Genomic DNA, 18,328 nt, shown 5'->3' with positions numbered 1-18,328 from the left:
TGTGTCTAGAAAGAAATCATCAATTATTATTATAGAATTAGCCTGCTATAATCACAAGACATCGAGACGTATTGTGACATATTTATTATATTTACGGCGTAAGTCGCGATATAAAGCTTATTTTTTAACCGTTATTCAGTAATAACTATAAAATTACGCCAAGCGATGTTTATATTATGAACAGCATTGAGCCAAATTCTAGCTCACGTCCTAGTAAGAATACGAGACACAGAAGCAGGCGAAACATACAAGTAAGTGAAAAACTAAGCAATTAGCAACCAATGAGGATAGCAACATGGCTGGTCAAACGTTATATGACAAACTTTGGAACGCTCACGAAGTCACTAAGCGTGATGATGGTTCGAGCCTGATTTATATCGACCGCCATCTGCTACACGAAGTGACGAGCCCGCAAGCTTTTGAAGGCTTGGAGTTGGCCAATCGAGCGCCATGGCGGCTGTCAGCCAATATCGCCAGCCCTGACCATAATGTGCCAACAGTGACCAAAGAGCGTCTAGAAGGCGTACCGGGTATTAAAGACAAGGTGTCACGCTTGCAGGTAGTGACATTGGACGACAACTGTGCCAAATTTAATATCGCTGAATTTACCATTAATGATGCCCGTCAAGGTATCTTGCACGTAGTCGGCCCTGAGCAGGGCTTGGTCTTGCCCGGTATGACCGTCGTTTGTGGTGACTCGCATACAGCGACCCACGGCGCGCTCGGCTGCTTGGCACATGGTATCGGCACATCCGAGGTTGAGCATGTATTGGCCACTCAGTGCTTGATCGCCAAAAAAATGAAAAACATGCAAGTCCGCGTTAACGGCAAGCTTGGTGCTGGCGTGACCTCAAAAGACGTGGTGCTGGCTATTATCGCGCATATTGGCACGGCTGGCGGCACAGGCCATGCCATCGAATTTGCTGGACAAGTATTCGAAGATATGAGCATGGAAGGACGGATGACCGTCTGTAATATGGCGATTGAGGCAGGTGCTCGCGTCGGTATGGTTGCGGTTGATGACATCACTATTGATTACGTCAAAGGTCGTCCATATGGCCCAATCGCTGAACAGTGGGAGCAAGCTGAAGCTTACTGGCGCACACTTTATTCAGATGATGATGCAGTATTTGACACCATCGTTGAGATTGATGGTAGCGAAATAGCCCCGCAAGTGTCTTGGGGTACATCACCTGAGATGGTCGTTGATATTACCCAGTCAGTACCAACCCCTGACCAAGCAGCAGATGAAGCGCAAGAAGAGGGCTGGTTACGTGCTTATACCTATATGGGTCTAGAAGCTGGTCAAAAAATCACCGATATCCAGCTGGATCGTATTTTCATTGGCTCATGTACCAACTCGCGTATCGAAGATTTGCGTGATGCCGCCGCGGTCATCAAAGGTCGTAAAGTTGCTGATACTGTGAAAGAAGCCATCGTCGTGGCTGGTTCTGGTCAAGTGAAGTTGCAAGCAGAGGCAGAAGGTTTGGATGTCTTATTTACCGAGGCGGGTTTTGAATGGCGTGAGCCAGGCTGCTCAATGTGTCTAGCGATGAATGCTGATAAGCTTGAACCAGGGGAGCAATGCGCCTCGACCTCGAACCGTAACTTTGAGGGTCGTCAAGGTGCAGGCGGTCGTACGCACTTGGTCAGTCCAGCGATGGCAGCAGCGGCAGCGTTAGCGGGTCACTTTGTAGATGTACGGACGTTTTAATTCTATAGTTGTATAGAGCACAAAGATGAAAAGGCTGTTTGTTTTATTCTGCTTATTGAGCAGCTCTCAGCTAGCGATGGCTCGTGATTACTGTAATGGAAGATTTGCCTATTGTGTCGATGTGCCAAATCAATTGAAATGGTTGCCAGAAGCGGATAATGGTGATGGTCGTCATTTTAAGTTGCCCAACTCCAATGCCACTATTTTGGTCTTTGGGAGTAATACACCAAATGTCTTCTTTTATACAGATAGTGATTATTTGAAAGAAAAGCAGCATCGATATAAAACAGGCATGACAGTTACTTACGAGCGGTTAAAAGATAAAACCTATACGGTAAGTGGCTATAGAGAGGATGGTCAAGTTTTCTATCATGTTATTAAGGTTAATAATGGTCAGGAAGTAGTATTACATCTGAACTATCCTGAGAGTGAAAAAACTAAAATGACAAGTATTGTTAAACAAATGGCACGCTCTTTTGAGCTTCATTAAGCAGCTAGGAAATTTACGTTAGTAATCGATATTTTAAGGAAAAACCATGCAAGCTTATAACACCCAAACGGGTATCGTTTGCCCACTTGATCGCGCAAACGTCGATACCGATCAAATTATTGCAAAACAGTTTTTAAAATCCATTAAACGTACTGGATTTGGTGTCAATTTATTTGATGATTGGCGTTACCTTGATGAAGGTGTGCCTTCTTTAGGTGATGGTCAAAACGACACTGCACGAGTGATTAATCCAGATTTTGTTTTAAATCAACCACGGTATAAAGGTGCTAATATTTTACTGGCGCGTCGCAACTTTGGTTGTGGCTCTAGTCGTGAGCATGCGCCTTGGGCGTTGTCTGAATACGGCTTTCGTACGGTAATCGCCCCAAGTTTTGCAGATATTTTTTATAATAACTGCTTTAAAAACGGTATGCTCCCAATTGCATTGGACGAGGAAATCGTTGATACCTTAATGAAAGCTACCTTTGCTAATGAAGGTTACGAGCTAACAGCAGATCTAGAGCGTCAAGTGGTCATTACACCAACGGGTGAAGAGTATGCCTTTGAGGTCGACGACTTTCGTAAGCACTGTTTGCTAAATGGTCTCGATGATATCGGCCTGACTTTACAGCATAGTGATGCTATTAAAGGTTATGAGCATAAAATGATGCAAAAAACACCATGGATATTTAATGAAGTACACGCTTAGTTTGACCAATATATAGGTCGCTGCTCATAAAATCGCTCAACAGTAGCAATGCAGCGTTGAGTTATGGCGGTGAACTGGCTAAAATGAAGGGTAGTTTTGACAAACTTTTATTATCTCTCTTATGAATAGTAGCCGCCATTATGAATAAAAAACGTTATGCTTTATGGACCAGTACTGTTGTTACTGCAAGCTTATTGCTATCAGGCTGTCAGCTATTAACTGGTTATCAGAAAATAGATGAGGCCGAAGAAGCAAAGGTGTGGGCAGGGAATATTCAAGCTGTCGATGGTGAAGTAAATATTGCTTGTATAGGCACTTATCACTGTGAGATTGTACAAATCGACCGCACTCTGGTGATTGCGCCTGATACACACAAACCCTTCAATGCCAGTATGCTGGTCGCGATGAAAGCGGCTAATAATGAGCGTTCGCAAGCGCCTATTTCGCAAGAGTCTATAAAGATGGATATGACACCATTGGCCAATAAAAACTCGATAAAAATTGTGCCATTATCGGCCTCTGGTATGCCAGGACTGACCAATTATTATGCTCGAGTAAAACCTGCCAAGCGTGAAGTACATGTCGATTTTTATCCAGAGAACAACGTGGGTTATGTCGAACGTTTTGCGATGATTCATGATTTTGTCGAGGCAGGTACATACCAATTACGCGCTTATCAAGAAAAGTCTCGTGAAAGCTCTGGTAGCTTACTTGACACAGCATCACCTGAGCCTTTATGTATCGAGCTACTACAAGGCAGTCAGGTACAGCGCCGATTCTGTAAAGAGCTGGGCACCGAGCATCAGGGTGAGTTTGTAGAAGCCAGTATGAATAAGACAGTACCAGCGACCTCTAAAGCCAAAAAGGCTAAGGTATAAGAGCTAAAGTGTCGTCATCGATACATTGATTTTTAAAACATTGATTTTTAAAGCATTGTTTTTTAAGTCATTAGCTATATTCGGCGATAATAAATCAATAAAAAACCACCTAAGTTAATAAAAACTATTCAAAAGGACCAGTATGGCAACGATTTTAACATTAGCGGGCGATGGTATCGGCCCTGAGATCATGACTCAAGCCATTGATGTGCTCAATGCGGTCAATCAAAAGTTTGCGTTAGGGTTAACACTGGAGTCTGGATTGATTGGCGGTGTGGCTATCGATGCAACTGGCGAGCCTTTGCCAGCTGAGACATTAGCTCGAGCCCGCGCAGCAGATGCTGTGTTATTAGGAGCCGTTGGTGGTCCAAAATGGGATGGTATCGAACGCAGTAAGCGTCCTGAGCGTGGTCTGCTTAAAATCCGTGGTGAGCTAGGTCTATTTGCTAATCTGCGTGTGGCGAAGCTTTATCCGCAGCTTGCTAATGCCTCAAGCATCAAGCCTGAGATTATCTCAGGCTTAGATTTGCTGATCGTTCGTGAGCTGACGGGCGGTATCTATTTTGGTGAGCCACGTGGTATCCGTACCCTAGAAAACGGTGAGCAGCAAGGCTATAACACTATGGTGTATAGCACTAGCGAGATTAAGCGTATCGGCAAGGTGGCTTTTGACTTGGCGAAAACACGGGCGCAAGCAGCAGATACGGCAGCAAAAGTGTGCTCAGTGGATAAGGCAAATGTCTTAGAAGTTACCGAGCTGTGGAAGCAAACCATGATTGAGATGCAGCAAGCGGATTATACCGACGTAGCGTTATCACATATGTATGCGGACAACGCCTGCATGCAGCTGATCAAAGACCCCAAGCAGTTCGACGTCATGGTAACGGGCAATATGTTCGGGGATATCTTATCTGATGAAGCGGCGATGCTCACAGGCTCCATCGGCATGCTACCATCAGCAAGTCTCGATGAATCAGGAAAAGGCATGTATGAGCCATGTCACGGTTCAGCGCCTGATATCGCAGGGCAAGATAAGGCCAATCCATTAGCAACGATTTTATCGGTTGCCATGATGCTGCGTTATACCTTTAAGCAAGAAGAAGCCGCGCAAGCGATTGAGCAAGCGGTAAGCGACGTCCTAGACGACGGTCTACGCACTGTAGATATTTTGGATAATAGTGAAGCTGGCCTCAAACAAGTGGGCTGTAAAGAAATGGGTCAGGCGGTATTGGCCAAACTGGTCTAATAGACACCGCTAGACACTGCGTTAATATGAGCTGATTTTTTAAATACTTATAGTGATAAACCCATAACTTGCTGAGAAAGTTATGGGTTTTTTTGTGCTTGATTGAAAAATTTGCTAACGGTAACACACTAAACCATATACTCCCAAAAAAGTACCTTTTTTAACACAGACACCGCAGGACAAGGGTTTTATTAACATAAAGCTGTTATATCCTCACAGGGGGATATGACATTATTAACAGCACATAAACGACTAGAAAGATAAATGACTGCTGCAAAAAAATAGTGGTAAAAACCTTATCTTAGCAAAATCGGCTATTAAAGCATCAAAACTCAAAATAACAAGCCTTGACGGCCATATCATAAAAGAAGAATTACTTTTATAAAAATTATTTTTAAACATTAGGGGCATAACATGTATAAATTAACGAAGATTAGCAGAGCGATAGCTGTTATTGGTCTATCAACGGCAGTTTTTATGGGTCATAGTGTGGCCGCAACCACTGATGGTAAAAATACTACGGATAGCATGAGTATTGATCGTAACGTCGCTACTAATATGGTAAAAAATAGCAGGGCGATAAAAGATAGCAGTGCGATAAGAGACAGCAGTGCGATAAAAGACGGCAGTGCGATAAAAGACGGCAGTGCGATAAAAGACAGTAGTCCGGTGACCAATGAGGTCAGTCAAAAGCTAACAGGCGATAGCCAGACAGTAACGTCACTGAATAAACTACTACCTACGATAAAATATACGACAGACAATTTGCCAGAAGTTGCCCAAAAAGTTAATGCCGCTACTTGGACAGCAGGTAGCGAGATTGACCGCAGTACGGGTACAAAATTGCAAGCATTATTAAACTGGCATCATAATGGTGTTGGTCATATTGATGGTTATTGGGGTGAAAATACCAGAAAAGCTATGCAAGCGTTTCAAAAAACAAATGGTTTAGCGGTGACTGATACGTTAAATAGCGAGACATGGCAAGCATTGACTAAGGATGAGCAGCTTACGGCACAACCAGTTCTAGTGAGTTATCAGCTAAATGAGTCGGATGTCAATATCAAAACCACAAAGATACCTGCTGATACTAATGCAAAAGCCAAGCTCGATGGGATGTATTATGAGCGTATTACAGAGGGGCTGGCGGAGAAATTCCACATCAGCGAGAAATATCTCAAGACACTGAACCCTAACGCCAGTTTTACTGCGGGCGAGACTATCACTGTTTATAATCCAGGTAACCCTAATACCAAGCCTGTCAGTCGAGTGGTCGCTGATAAAGCCACTGAAACTTTATATGCTTATGATGACCAAGATAATTTGATTGCCAGCTATCCGACCACAGTGGGTAGCACTGCAACGCCGTCGCCAACAGGCACCCATACGGTCGAAGTGAAAGTCCATGAGCCCAACTATACTTATACGGCTGATGATGGGAGTAAGTCTATTTTACCACCAGGACCTAATAATCCAGTCGGCTCAGTATGGATTGGTCTGAGTAAACCTTCGTATGGTATTCATGGTTCACCAGACCCTGATCGCATTAGCCGCCAAGCGTCAGCAGGTTGCATACGTTTAACCAACTGGGATGCGTTATCGCTCTTAGGTGTTATCAAAGATGGTGCGACTGTGGAATTCCAATAAATTTCTGATTTTTATTTTTAGATTGTTGTCTTAAAAAGCCATAAAATCCAGACACAAAAATACCGCTCATATGTAGCGGTATTTTTTATGGTAAAAACAGGTATTAACAAACTAAAATATTGATAGGCAATAATGAGCAGGTTGGCATTTTCATTATTATTATCAGTTAAACCACTCAAGCGTTCGTGTGTATATAAGCTATCAGCGATAAAGAAGCTGTTCGACAACGGGCTGTATTTATATAAACGCTTTTATAACCATTTCAGTTAATAAAAATTAGTTTTTACCACGATAAGTAATGCGACCTTTGGTGAGATCATAGGGGGTCATTTCAACCTTAACCTTATCACCAGTCAGAATGCGGATGTAGTGCTTACGCATCTTGCCAGAGATGTGTGCAATAATTTCGTGTCCGTTTTCTAAACGAACTTTAAACAATGTATTTGGAAGGGTATCAATGACTTCGCCTTCAAATTCAATAATATCGTCTTTTGCCATAATTTGTATCAATCGATTGAAAATAAGCCCATATTATACGTAAGTTAGCGGATTAAAGCAATACGGAACCTGATTTTTGCTTGACAGTCTGTAAGTGATATGTATGCCAGATTATATTACTTTAGTTAGGCAAGTTTAACCAGATAGGGGTCAAAGGCGCATCTGGAAATAATCGCTGGAAGCGTTCAGGATAATAAGCATTGATAAAGTATAAACCATCGCCAGAGGCGGTCGGCGGTGCAATGGTACGGTCTTTTTTATGCAAAATAGTCAGAAAATCTGTTGGCGCTAACTCGTGTCTGCCGATAGCATATAGCGTCCCCATTAAGTTACGAACCATATGATGCAAAAATCCATCGGCCTGAATATCAAAAACGATAAATTGCCCATGGGCAAAGAGATTGGCGTGGCTGATGGTACGTACTGGCTGATTGGATTGACACGCGGCGGCGCGGTAGCTACTAAAATCATGAGTACCAACGATATCAGCCGCAGCCAGTTGCATCGCTGCCAAATCAAGAGGCTCATAAATATGGGTCACTTGGTGATTGAGGATAGCAGGGCGCTGTGGCTGATTGAGAGTGATATAGCGATAACGGCGGGCAATAGCACCAAAGCGCGCATGAAAGTCTGCTGGCATCGGTTGGATCCAGCGTAGAGCAATGTCGTCAGGCAACAGGCTATTCACACCGCGTAGCCAGTTGTGAGTAGGGCGGTAGGCATGAGTGGTGAAATGGGCGATCATATTGCTAGCATGCACACTGGCATCAGTACGTCCCGCCGCAACGACCTCTACTGGTTCGTTGGCGACTTTGCTGATAGCTGTCTCGAGCGCTTCTTGTACTCCTAGCACTTCTCGCTGCCGTTGCCAGCCATGGTAATGTGTGCCTAAAAATTCAATAGCAATCGCTAAGGTATAGGTTGGCGAGCCTTCAGATTCGCTAATATTGGTGTCGGACATGGTAGTTTTGGTGCTTATCATTGGTGGAGAGTAATATAATCAGTTCAAAATAAAATTATAGCCAATAGTGCTGTATCGTTTTTGAAGTAAATTAACGGTATCGTCTTTAGCGTTTTTTAATGGCTGTCCCAGTCTGACTAACATTATTTGACCAGCGCTGACGGCGTTTCGCTGGACTGTCATAACGCAGTAACAGCCATAATAGTCGGGCATAAATGGCAGGAATGGTTAAGCGTCCACCAGCAATTACCTGATGATCGTATTGCCAGCTACCCGCTGCATAAGTGTCACTGACACCACCGTATGGTGATTGACTGGCACATATCACCATATGTCCTTTTTCATAAGCAAGATCTAACGTTTCTGCTAGTGCTACAGAGTAAGGCACATTACCAGCGCCAAACCCTAGCAAGATGATGCCAGAGGGCGGTTGTGATAATAAAGCCTGTAGCTGATTGCTCATTACTTCCGTATTGTTAGGTAAGCAGTACAGGGCATGGATACGAGCTTGCTCAGCGCGAGTTTTGATATCCTTAAGCACCGCTTGCTGATCGTCGATCCAATGCACTCGGCGGGTGTCTGGGAGGCTTTTGATATAGCTATTGGCGGGATAGGCTGCCCGTGAGTGCCCTGTAAATGCCATCAAGTCATGGCTGTGAATTTTTTGTACCGTTTGCGCAGGCCACGACTCACCACCAAAATTAATTTTAACCCCTGATTCGCCTGCTGCGGCCACTTTTAATGCATCGTTAAGGTTGTCCCACGCGTCGCTATGAGCATCGATACGGTAGTCGTGCAACACCTCACTGTCCAATAACGGACGCATACTGCCAGTAACCACCACACAAATATCGCTGCCAGCAAATGCCTCTGCTAAAAATGCCCCCAAATAGCTCAAGGTATCGGTGCCAGTGATTAACACAAAGCGCCTATCACCTTGTGCATAAGCGGTCAGTAAAAGCTGATAAAAATGCACAAAATCATTGGGAGTAAGTTGGCTACTGTCTTTAATCAGGGCATTATCTAACCAAGAGATTTTTGGTAAATTGACGGCGTTGTCTTGTTCGGTCAGTAGTGTTTGCAACGTTGGCAAAAATATCTCTGCCGATAAAGGCGTTAAAGGTCGGCCGTAGCTACCAAATGTACCACCAGCATAAATCAGTTGAATAGGGTCGGAGAGTGTCTTTGTCATAGCAGAGGTTGGCTTATATTGATGCAGTAAAGGAAGATGAAGGAGGTACTCTAGTAGCAGCTACAGCATGTCTTATTGTGATAATAAAGAGTATAAAGGCTAAATGCAAAAAAATCGGCAAGTATTCTTCAGCGATAGAATACTTGCCGATATGGTTTTTAGTGTTCGAATAACAGCCGTTTATGCATTATTGCTATGCTGTACGCTCCAGTAATGCTTGTGCTTGGCTTTGTTGTTCGCTATTGCCTTGATTGATTACTTCATTGAGCAGACGTTTGGCGCTGTCATACTCACCCAACTGTAAGTATTGGCCAGCCAAATCCAGTGTCACTTGATTGCTGTCTAATGCTTTTACAAAATCAAAGTCTGCTGCAAAGCGCGATGAGAAGTCTTCTGCTGTTTCAACAGGCCCTTCAGTAGAAAAGCTTTCTTCAGTCGCAATCTCAGTCTCAACGTCGACTGGGGTAGCTGCTGTTGGCGCGTCTAAATCATACGCATCATCTAGTGAGGTATTGTCGTCGAATAGCATGGGTGCAGTCGGTGCAACACTGGTTTCTTCAGGCTGGCTGATTTCTAGCTCATTATCCTTAAACGATTCTTCGAGGTTGATGCTTTCAAAGCCATTATCTTCTAGCACAAGACCATCAATATCACTATTGGATTCAAAGGTAGGTTTGTCGCTTTCTAACGCACTTTCTAGACTATTTGACTCATCGAGACTTTCTAAAGACAATGTAAAATCATCTTCAAGGCTTTGGCTTGCATCGCTAGTTAATTCTGCAGCAATTGTTGCATCAGTATCTTTATCGGTATCGCTGACTAAATCGTCAAAATCTAAAACAAATTCTTCATCTTCTAGTGCCATTTCTTCGTTAGTACTATCAGCGCTGTCTGAAGCTATCGAAGTTGTCGTTAGGGTGTCATTTTCTTCAGGTAAATCAAGGCTAAAGTCGAAGTCACTAAGGTCATCAGAGTTACTAAGATTATTTAAGTTACTGTCTTCGACGATTGCCGCGTCATTACCAGATGTATCGATATTAACCGTATTGAGGCTTTCATCGTCTGCCATATCTAATGTTGTGGCAGGCGCAGCATCGGTTGTGTTAGGTTCGTTAAGATCGTTCTCTAAATCACTCAGTGTAAGATCGAAGCTATCCTCGATAGTTTCATTTATCGATGTATCACTGTAAGAGTCAACGACTGGTTCTTCAGCTAGTGTGTTTTGCTGATCGACTTGATGGGTAGGGAGGTCAAAATCGATACTCTCAAAGTTCTTTTCTTCTTCCACTGGTAGGTTTTGTGTGAGTTCTGAATTCTGTTCTTCAAAAAACAACGTCTTTAACTCATCGGCCAACACAATGCTTTCTGTGTCATTCTGTATTTTAATCGCATCATAAACTTTATTGAAGTTTTCTGGCTGATTAATGGTCGCATATATGCTGAGTAGTTTAAGAGACAGCTGGTTATCTTTAGGTCTTTCGATTAGCCCACGGTTAAGCGTTTCAATCGCTTTGTCATAGCGCTGCTGATCCATAAAGCGTTGGGCAATCGCAATATGATCGAATTTATTGTCACCCTCTTTGTTGCTCGGGATGGTAGTGTCAATATCTGCTTTTGGCATCGGTGTTGGAGTAGAGGCATCTCTTCCTGATTTTACATACGGCTGGGTCGGAGGTTGTTGCGCTTTCTTTTTGCGCAATACCAATCCAGCTATTAATAATATAAGCACCAATCCTGCGATGATATATAGCATATTGTCCATAGTTACTCCCACGCCTATGATCGCGGCATATTGCGTTGATCAGTCAGGCAGTTATTGATTGCGTAGTTTTTCGAGACGAGCTTGTAGCTCAGCCAGTTTTTGGTTTTGTAATTGAATTTTTTTGGTATAGCTATCAAGTGCACTACTGATTTTTGACAATTGCTGAGCTTGTGATGCTGTGTTTTTTCTTGATGCCTTGAGGGTTGCTAATATATCTGTACTGAGGCCGTTACCCGTCGCCGAAGCTGACTTCTCTTGAGTGCCATCCGCGCTACCATTACGACCAGGAGCGAGCAATGAGAACTGTGCTTTAGGCAGTGTTTGCGTTTTAGTAATTTTTGGCTTTTTAGGGCGCTTGGTCGCTTGAGCTGTCTTAGGGGGTGTTTTAGTGGTTTTCTTTATTACCGGTGTATTCGCTCGGCGGCTATATTGTTTTTGCGCGCTAATAGCAGCTTCTAAATTCTGCTGTGATGGGACGACATCGTAACTGGGTAAGCTGAGCTTGGCATCGGCTTTTAATTGACCAGCATCTTTATTAATAAAAGCACCGGGGTTTTGCGTTTGAATTTGCTTCATTACTGTCTGAATGTCTAAATTATTTTCCTTCGCGATCTGCTGTGCGATAACCCATAGGCTATCGTTGCGTTGTACTTGATACTGGGCTGCACTGTTACTAGTTGCTGTGACAGCAGTAGTACTATTATTATTGTTGAGCTTAGGCGATGTATTAGCGGGTATATTACCGCTTGAAGTAGCGGATGTAGCTGTATTACTAACCTCAGAGTTAGCGTTCGATGTGTCTAAGACGTCGTTGTTTGGTGTTGGCGTAAGAGGTGACGCTGCCGTTATGCTAGCACTAGCATCTGTTTTATCACTTGGCTGTATCTGGCGGATGATTTCTATGTTTAAAGTGTCGAATGATTTATCAGGATTCTCAGCAGCTATCAGTGCCTTGCTACTTGCAGCTTTATTATCAGCGACGTTTTTATTGTTTTTTACATCATTTGCAACATCATTAGATACGTTTTTAGCAGAGCTGATGTCGAGATTACTAGCATCAGCTGTCATAACAGCATTGCTTGTGTTTTTACTTAAGCGGCCATTGTCTAGGCGGCTTGCCGAGCTACGCTTGCTACCATTAGCATCCGAGTTGTTGGCTGTGTTTTTCACCTCAAAGCCGTTGTTTAAACGATCATTATTCAAACGACCATTATCCAGACGACTAGGGGCATAAGTAAGGTTGTTACCTTGCAAGGTAGAGGTCACTGTCGGTGCCTGAATATTGGGTGCTGGCAATTTTGAAGCCAATAACTCTGTTGATGATTGAGGCGCTGATGTTTTAAGTGATGATATTAAGGGCGGCGGTGTGCCTTTTCTGACAGTCAATGGCTGATCATTGTTTGCCGACACGCTTGGTAAGTTAGGTTTTTTTGCACCCGTTACGATATTTTTAGCGGTTTTTATAGGGACGCCATCTATAGGCACGCCATCACTGAGTGGCATCAGCAGTGTCTTGGGCACAACATTACGTTGGCCTTTATCATTGATGGCTAGCACCACATCTGCAAATGGTTTAGATACAGGCTGCGAGGTGGTAATAAATACTTGACCACTGGTCGAGGAAGTTGGCTTAAAGCGGACGGTCATCGAGTCAGTTGGTGTCAAACCCATTTGTTGATAAATATGTGAGTTTGCTAAGCTTGCTGAAAAGTCAGCCGCGTGGATGTTGGTAACCATGATACTTGCTGCGAGAGGCTCATGTTGAGAAGAGGTGACAACCGTCTTACCAATCGTTGCAGCTTGCGCACTCGACACTAAGGCTGCGTAACTTATAGAACAAAGTAATGCCATCGATACCGCGCGATGTACAGTAGTCAAGCGATGAGATAAATGACAAGACATGTGCAGCCCTTTAGGATGTAGGTTATCTTTGTTGTTATAACAAAATAGCGTTTAGTTTACCAGTTTATTTCACAACTGTTGTTACCAATACACAAAATGTTTGAATTGTGTTCCATAAGTTTTTCCTCGACTATCATTGATTACTTAAGCAACGGCTGCTTTATCAAGCAACATGGCATCGCCGTAGCTAAAGAAGCGGTACTGCTTATTAATAGCATGTTGGTAAGCATGCTCAATAGCGCTTTTACCCGAAAATGCCGATACTAGCATTAAGAGTGTGGATTTGGGCAGATGAAAATTGGTCAACAGTCGATCTATCACCCCGAACTCAAACCCCGGATAAATAAATATATCGGTGTCACCGGACCAGCTAGAGAGCGCTTGCCCGTCAACCGCTGTTTTTTGATAAGCCGTTTCGAGCACGCGTGTCACTGTCGTACCAATCGCGATAACCTGCTTGCCATTGGCATGAGTTTGATTAATAAGGTCGGCAGTGGCTTGTGGTAGATGGGCGTATTCGCTATGCATGGTGTGATTGAGCAAGTTGTCTGTTTTCACTGGCGCAAATGTGCCTGCACCGACATGCAAGGTGACAAAAGCAGTATTAATCCCTTTTGCAGCAAGTTTGCTCAGTACCGTTTCATCAAAATGTAGGCTTGCGGTAGGGGCGGCCACACTGGCAAGCTTGGTTGGGTCGTGAAAAACCGTTTGATATCGAGTGTTATCTGTGTCATCAGCATGGCGCTCAAAGTAAGGCGGAATAGGTAGCTCACCATAAAGCTCTAAATGCGGCAAAATAGGCGCATCAAAGGCTAAAATAAATAAATTGTCCTGACGACCAATCATCATTGCATGCATATGACCATCAGCAAGTTGCAGACGTTGCCCAAGCTTAAGCGCTTTACTCGCTTTAACATGACAAAGCGCAACGTGCTCTGTTTTAATAGACTCATCATCTGTAGACTTTAAATGTAAAGTCGTGATGTCTAAATCTGAGATAGCAACCAAACGCTCAATCAATGCTTCAATCTTACCGCCTGTATCTTTTTGACCAAATAGCCGCGCTTTCATGACTTTTGTATCATTAAATACAATCAGGTCCCCAGCATTTAATAAGTCAGGCAACTCAGCAAACAAACGATCCTCTATGTGAGACTTATTGTTTTGATTATCAGCAGGCAAGTATAGTAATTTTGAGGCAGAACGCTGCGTTAAGGGATAGCGTGCAATCAGGCTGTCTGGTAGCACATAATCATAATCCTCAACGCTCAAATAGTTTAAGCCGCCGTTGTTTTCATCGGTATCAATCAAGGTGTTGGTATCAGAGTGCATAGTGTGGGAATTGGTCATAATCAGTCTTTATATGAATATAAATTTTGGCGTAATTGTAGCAGAAACAAGCCTGTGAAAGGATGATTTAATAAGGACTCATGCGCATAAAAGCCACTTGAAAGTCGTTTGAAAACCATTTGGAAATACTAAATAGCCTAAGCGTTAAGTGTTGATATTACCGTCAATAAAATATTTAGAGTCGGCTGCTTATTTTATAATAAGTCTAGGGCATGTCCTCAATCTGAACGAAATCAACTAAATGGGCTAAAAATGGCTAAATCTTGCCAAACTGTGTCAAATAGCTGGCTAATATCTTGATATTATCTGTGCTATTTTCCTTGTTTGACTGCAATTTATCTCATTTTTATCACCATTTTCAAAATGAGGACACGCCCTAAGACACGGCCTAGATTATTCAAATAAATTCAACTGCGGTAGTAATTGCGCAGCAGGGGTTAATGAAGAAAAAGTCACGCCCACTAGGCGAATAGGTAGCCCACGAGGAATGTCTAAAAATAACTTATCGAGCCAATAATGTGCAGACTTGGCGCTATCAAATGCCGTCGATAGTGTGTGTGAGCGGGTAATTTGAGTAAAATCTGCGTATTTGATTTTAAGGGTAATGGTATAGGCGAGTAGCTGTTTTTTTTGCAATTGAGTAAAGGCATCGGCGTTTTGCTCATAAATCTGTACGCGTAATTGGTCATCATCACTTAGATTGTCTCTAAAAGTGGTCTCCGAGCCAACAGACTTGTGCGTCCGCTCAGATTTCACCGCACGCTCGTCACGCCCATGAGCAATATCGTGATAAAACTGTCCGCGCTTGCCAAATTCCTGTACCAATACAGCGGCTGGCGTGCGTCGAAGGTCAGCGCCATCACTGATACCCATCGCATGCAAGCGCTTGGCAGTCGCTTTGCCAATACCGTGGAAGCGCTCGATAGGCAAGGTGCTAATAAAGGCATCGGCATCTGCTGGGGTGATAATGGCTGTACCATTGGGTTTATTGATATCAGAGGCAATTTTGGCCAGCATCTTGTTAAATGATACGCCAGCAGATGCGTTCAGACCTGTGTGCTGTAGGATTTGCGCTCTTAGCCAATTGGCCATTAATGTCGCTGATCCCTTATGGACTTGTAGCCCTGTGACATCAAGATACGCCTCATCCAACGATAGCGGCTCAACGTGCGGTGTTAAACTGTGCATGATTTGACGGATGTCGCTACTTACTGCCCGATAGACCTCAAAACGCGGCCTGACAAATATCACCTCGGGACAACGTTTTCGCGCTTCATAGCAAGACATAGCCGAGCGTACGCCAAATTTACGTACTTCATAGCTGGCTGCCGCGACCACACCTCGACCACTTGGATCACCGCCAACGACCAATGGTTTACCGCGCAACTCAGGAAAGTCGCGTTGCTCTACACTGGCATAAAAAGCATCCATATCTATATGAATAATTTTACGAGGATTAAGGTTTATAAAAGCTGTCATAATCACTATTTTACCTGATTTAGCCGCTTTTTTAGTGTTGTTAGCTGAATTTTAACGAATTTTGAGTAAGTAGGTAGATAGTCAGGTAGATAAATAGTCAGGTAGGAAAAGACAGTATAGTAATATAGTCGAGTCCCTTTAAAACTGTACCAGCATGATAAATGTCCATTACCCTCAAATATTAGTCAACGTATAGTCAGTCCTAAATAAAATAAGTACAAACATTATAGCGAGCTACTGGGATAAGTTTTACTTGCTTGCTGTGCCTGTGCAGACAGAGGCTGCGCAAAATTTATCCCAGTAGCACTGTGTTTGTTTTATAGTGGATCGGCTATAACCTACCATTTGTCCTGACAATTTCACCGTTTGTCATGTATTTCAAAAATAGATATGTTAGTTTCGAGTAGGGTATTTTACACTATAGTGTCCAAAGGAATGGATTTTTGTAAAAAAAGTAAGCAACGCCTTGGGCTGTTTTTCATACATACCGCAGTAGTTGCTTATAGCTCATGCCGATACTGAGATTGAGTGTTGGTGAAATTAATTCTTTAACAATGTGCTGTTGTCAAAGGGTTTAGGATGATTGAGGGGCTAATGATGAATAACGATTTGAAGGGAAGCGATTTAACACGAGCGATGATATTACGTGGTGATAAGCAGATATGGTGTGCAGTTTGTGATGAGAGTGACGAGCTCGCTATGATGGATCATTGTGGTAATGATTTTACCGCTTATATTGTGTCATTTAGCGATGGTTTTTTTTATTGCAGTGGTGGTGCGCCATGGGGCTTTGCGGTACCGATTAAAATAAGTGCGGTCATGCAATCCGAAATAGGGATATAAGCACAAAGATAAGTATATTGAGCAAGGTCTACGGTAAAGTATGACGGTGGTGAGTTAAAATACTTTAAAAACGCTACGATACTGCGGGTATAGTTTTTTTGCAGCCTCTGTCTGCGTAGGCACAGCAAGCAAGAAAACTATACCCGCAGTACGTGATGTAGCGATATTACTTCTCACTGACTATAGATATAAGACAATATAAATAAGAGCTGATTTATTAAGCTCTTTTTTTATCAAAAAGCGCCGTAAAATCATATCACTTCTAGGGTGTGGAGTCAGGCGTCAGCAGTGATGGCGATAAGTTGCAAACTAAAATCACTCATCACTATGCTGAAAAACCAGCCATTGCTCAACGTACCAAAATCAAAAATACCCGAAAAGATTTCACCCATCAGTTCACCAACAAACTTGTCAAAGCCAGCAACTTAAGTGTCGTTGGTAAGATAAAATCCAAATCATTCACTTCAAGCAAGCTCGTCAAGTCTGTCTATGATGTTCGTAGAGTTATTTAATATCTCTACTTAGACAATCCACACAAATTATTAGTATAATCCTTCTGAATTCTCAACAAAAAATCACTGTAGCTTGTTATGACGCTAAAGCCTTTATTCGTATCTTTGTTCATCTTACCGCTATTTGCCATGACTGCTTGCGCTAAAGAGCCTGTGACTTCGGCAGATAGTAACGGTGTGCCGCAAACCCGTAGCAATTTAACCAATGCTGAACAGCAGCAACTAGCTGACTTCTTAGCGCAGCAAAAAGCCAACATGCGCTTTATCGAAGGTGGCAGCTATGAGATGGGTGACTTTGGTCCTAAACTTGACTGGACGGAAGGGCTGCCGATCTCTAGCGGTGGTGATAATAAGGCTTTACATAAGGTCACGCTGGATAGTTTTAGTATGAATGCTTATAAGGCGACCTATGGTGACTTTGATATCTATAGTATGGCGACAGGGCAGCCTAAAGAAGGAATGCAGGAATCTGTGATAGAACTACATCAGCCTAATGCAGCTGCTGGAATTGACTGGCAAAGCGCGCAACATTATTGTCAATGGCTGGGCCAACAGTTAGATGTGCCGATGAGCCTACCAACCGAGGCACAATGGGAGTATGTCGCGCGTAATCGTGGTCAGTATGTGTTATTCCCGACCGATACTGGAGAGATAGATGATGGTCGAAATGTTTGGACTTCAGAACAAAAAAGAGACATGAATAGTAAATATAATACCTCGGTAACAGTTCCTATAATAGGTTTGTATCCACCCAATCCATTAGGACTGTATGATATGACCAACCAAAACTATGAATGGATGATTGATTGGTATGATGCCAAGTATTATGGAAATAGCCCTGGGCATAACCCACAAGGTCCATCAACTGGCAAAGAAAAAGTATTGCGCAGCGTCGATGCCAATGAAGGTAGTGCACGAAATATTAGAGTGATGGGCGCTGTGAGCGTAAAACGCTGGTACAAAGTACCCAATCCGCCTCTTATATTAAATGATGCTGGACTTAATCAAAATCGTGAAACTTCAGCACGTTGTGTTGCTAACTCCTCTCAGCCATTAGGGGCTGTATAGAATTCAAATCAGCGGCAGCCAGATAAAGACACAAGCGAGAATTACGGCAGCCTCATAGCTGGCTTTAAGCTTATCAT

General features: G+C 43.1%; 16 protein-coding genes. 9 read left to right on the top strand and 7 right to left on the bottom strand.

Features of this window, described 5'->3' with window-relative positions; genetic code table 11:
* Nucleotides 1–295: 295 nt before the first annotated feature.
* The 6 genes from leuC (at nt 296) to EI161_RS02235 (ending at nt 6,684) form a co-directional block, all read left to right on the top strand.
* Nucleotides 296–1,714: a 3-isopropylmalate dehydratase large subunit gene (leuC, locus tag EI161_RS02260; protein WP_192528874.1), complete on the top strand. Its 1,419-nt coding sequence runs from the start codon at nt 296–298 to the stop codon at nt 1,712–1,714.
* A gap of 25 nt (nt 1,715–1,739) precedes the next feature.
* Complete coding sequence (locus tag EI161_RS02255) at nt 1,740–2,204, top strand: hypothetical protein (RefSeq protein ID WP_192528873.1); 465 nt, start codon at nt 1,740–1,742, stop codon at nt 2,202–2,204.
* Between the two features lie 46 nt (nt 2,205–2,250).
* The gene (gene leuD / locus EI161_RS02250; protein WP_192528872.1) at nt 2,251–2,913 is read left to right on the top strand and encodes a 3-isopropylmalate dehydratase small subunit; all 663 of its coding nucleotides are present in this window, start codon (nt 2,251–2,253) and stop codon (nt 2,911–2,913) included.
* 140 nt (nt 2,914–3,053) lie between these two features.
* Entirely contained in the window at nt 3,054–3,791 is a 738-nt protein-coding gene (locus tag EI161_RS02245; RefSeq protein ID WP_192528871.1) for a hypothetical protein, read from the top strand.
* Nucleotides 3,792–3,933: 142 nt separating this feature from the next.
* Complete coding sequence (leuB, locus tag EI161_RS02240) at nt 3,934–5,037, top strand: 3-isopropylmalate dehydrogenase (protein WP_192528870.1); 1,104 nt, start codon at nt 3,934–3,936, stop codon at nt 5,035–5,037.
* Nucleotides 5,038–5,451: 414 nt separating this feature from the next.
* Nucleotides 5,452–6,684, top strand: a complete 1,233-nt coding sequence (locus EI161_RS02235; protein ID WP_192528869.1) for a L,D-transpeptidase family protein — start codon at nt 5,452–5,454, stop codon at nt 6,682–6,684.
* Nucleotides 6,685–6,960: 276 nt separating this feature from the next.
* Here the strand turns inward: EI161_RS02235 and infA are convergent, their stop codons facing one another.
* The 7 genes from infA to dinB all read right to left on the bottom strand — a co-directional run bounded on the left by infA (nt 6,961) and on the right by dinB (nt 15,828).
* Nucleotides 6,961–7,182, bottom strand: a complete 222-nt coding sequence (gene infA, locus EI161_RS02230; protein WP_068036477.1) for a translation initiation factor IF-1 — start codon at nt 7,180–7,182, stop codon at nt 6,961–6,963.
* A gap of 121 nt (nt 7,183–7,303) precedes the next feature.
* Complete coding sequence (truA, locus tag EI161_RS02225; protein ID WP_192528868.1) at nt 7,304–8,143, bottom strand: tRNA pseudouridine(38-40) synthase TruA; 840 nt, start codon at nt 8,141–8,143, stop codon at nt 7,304–7,306.
* A 106-nt stretch (nt 8,144–8,249) separates the two neighbouring features.
* Entirely contained in the window at nt 8,250–9,335 is a 1,086-nt protein-coding gene (locus EI161_RS02220; RefSeq protein WP_192528867.1) for an asparaginase, read from the bottom strand.
* 193 nt (nt 9,336–9,528) lie between these two features.
* The gene (locus tag EI161_RS02215) at nt 9,529–11,097 is read right to left on the bottom strand and encodes a FimV/HubP family polar landmark protein (protein WP_192528866.1); all 1,569 of its coding nucleotides are present in this window, start codon (nt 11,095–11,097) and stop codon (nt 9,529–9,531) included.
* Nucleotides 11,098–11,148: 51 nt separating this feature from the next.
* Entirely contained in the window at nt 11,149–12,999 is a 1,851-nt protein-coding gene (locus EI161_RS02210) for a FimV family protein (RefSeq protein ID WP_192528865.1), read from the bottom strand.
* 144 nt (nt 13,000–13,143) lie between these two features.
* Nucleotides 13,144–14,331 (bottom strand): tRNA preQ1(34) S-adenosylmethionine ribosyltransferase-isomerase QueA, encoded by a 1,188-nt coding sequence (gene queA, locus EI161_RS02205; protein ID WP_413038493.1) that lies wholly within the window; start codon nt 14,329–14,331, stop codon nt 13,144–13,146.
* 411 nt (nt 14,332–14,742) lie between these two features.
* Complete coding sequence (dinB, locus tag EI161_RS02200) at nt 14,743–15,828, bottom strand: DNA polymerase IV (protein WP_192528863.1); 1,086 nt, start codon at nt 15,826–15,828, stop codon at nt 14,743–14,745.
* A 579-nt stretch (nt 15,829–16,407) separates the two neighbouring features.
* Here dinB and EI161_RS02195 point away from each other — a divergent pair.
* From EI161_RS02195 to EI161_RS02185, 3 genes are all read left to right on the top strand, one after another.
* Nucleotides 16,408–16,671, top strand: coding sequence for a hypothetical protein (locus tag EI161_RS02195; protein WP_225735188.1), 264 nt, complete (start codon nt 16,408–16,410; stop codon nt 16,669–16,671).
* A gap of 302 nt (nt 16,672–16,973) precedes the next feature.
* Nucleotides 16,974–17,183: a hypothetical protein gene (locus EI161_RS02190; RefSeq protein WP_192528862.1), complete on the top strand. Its 210-nt coding sequence runs from the start codon at nt 16,974–16,976 to the stop codon at nt 17,181–17,183.
* Between the two features lie 78 nt (nt 17,184–17,261).
* Complete coding sequence (locus EI161_RS02185) at nt 17,262–18,251, top strand: formylglycine-generating enzyme family protein (RefSeq protein WP_192528861.1); 990 nt, start codon at nt 17,262–17,264, stop codon at nt 18,249–18,251.
* Nucleotides 18,252–18,328 lie beyond the last annotated feature (77 nt).

The organism is Psychrobacter sp. FME5 (genome assembly GCF_014861375.1).
Taxonomy (GTDB): Bacteria; Pseudomonadota; Gammaproteobacteria; order Pseudomonadales; family Moraxellaceae; genus Psychrobacter.
Note: the sequence above shows the minus strand (reverse complement) of the source record. Positions and strands in the feature narration are given on the sequence as shown.

Excerpts from the sequence above, each read along its gene's own strand:
- leuB (WP_192528870.1), top strand. The coding sequence starts at position 3,934 with ATGGCAACGATTTTAACATTAGCGGGCGATGGTATCGGCCCTGAGATC.
- leuD (WP_192528872.1), top strand. The coding sequence starts at position 2,251 with ATGCAAGCTTATAACACCCAAACGGGTATCGTTTGCCCACTTGATCGC.
- queA (WP_413038493.1), bottom strand. The coding sequence starts at position 14,331 with ATGCACTCTGATACCAACACCTTGATTGATACCGATGAAAACAACGGC.
- EI161_RS02210 (WP_192528865.1), bottom strand. The coding sequence starts at position 12,999 with ATGTCTTGTCATTTATCTCATCGCTTGACTACTGTACATCGCGCGGTA.
- EI161_RS02195 (WP_225735188.1), top strand. The coding sequence starts at position 16,408 with ATGATTGAGGGGCTAATGATGAATAACGATTTGAAGGGAAGCGATTTA.
- EI161_RS02185 (WP_192528861.1), top strand. The coding sequence starts at position 17,262 with ATGACGCTAAAGCCTTTATTCGTATCTTTGTTCATCTTACCGCTATTT.
- EI161_RS02255 (WP_192528873.1), top strand. The coding sequence starts at position 1,740 with ATGAAAAGGCTGTTTGTTTTATTCTGCTTATTGAGCAGCTCTCAGCTA.
- leuC (WP_192528874.1), top strand. The coding sequence starts at position 296 with ATGGCTGGTCAAACGTTATATGACAAACTTTGGAACGCTCACGAAGTC.
- truA (WP_192528868.1), bottom strand. The coding sequence starts at position 8,143 with ATGTCCGACACCAATATTAGCGAATCTGAAGGCTCGCCAACCTATACC.
- dinB (WP_192528863.1), bottom strand. The coding sequence starts at position 15,828 with ATGACAGCTTTTATAAACCTTAATCCTCGTAAAATTATTCATATAGAT.
- EI161_RS02235 (WP_192528869.1), top strand. The coding sequence starts at position 5,452 with ATGTATAAATTAACGAAGATTAGCAGAGCGATAGCTGTTATTGGTCTA.
- EI161_RS02220 (WP_192528867.1), bottom strand. The coding sequence starts at position 9,335 with ATGACAAAGACACTCTCCGACCCTATTCAACTGATTTATGCTGGTGGT.
- EI161_RS02215 (WP_192528866.1), bottom strand. The coding sequence starts at position 11,097 with ATGGACAATATGCTATATATCATCGCAGGATTGGTGCTTATATTATTA.
- EI161_RS02245 (WP_192528871.1), top strand. The coding sequence starts at position 3,054 with ATGAATAAAAAACGTTATGCTTTATGGACCAGTACTGTTGTTACTGCA.
- infA (WP_068036477.1), bottom strand. The coding sequence starts at position 7,182 with ATGGCAAAAGACGATATTATTGAATTTGAAGGCGAAGTCATTGATACC.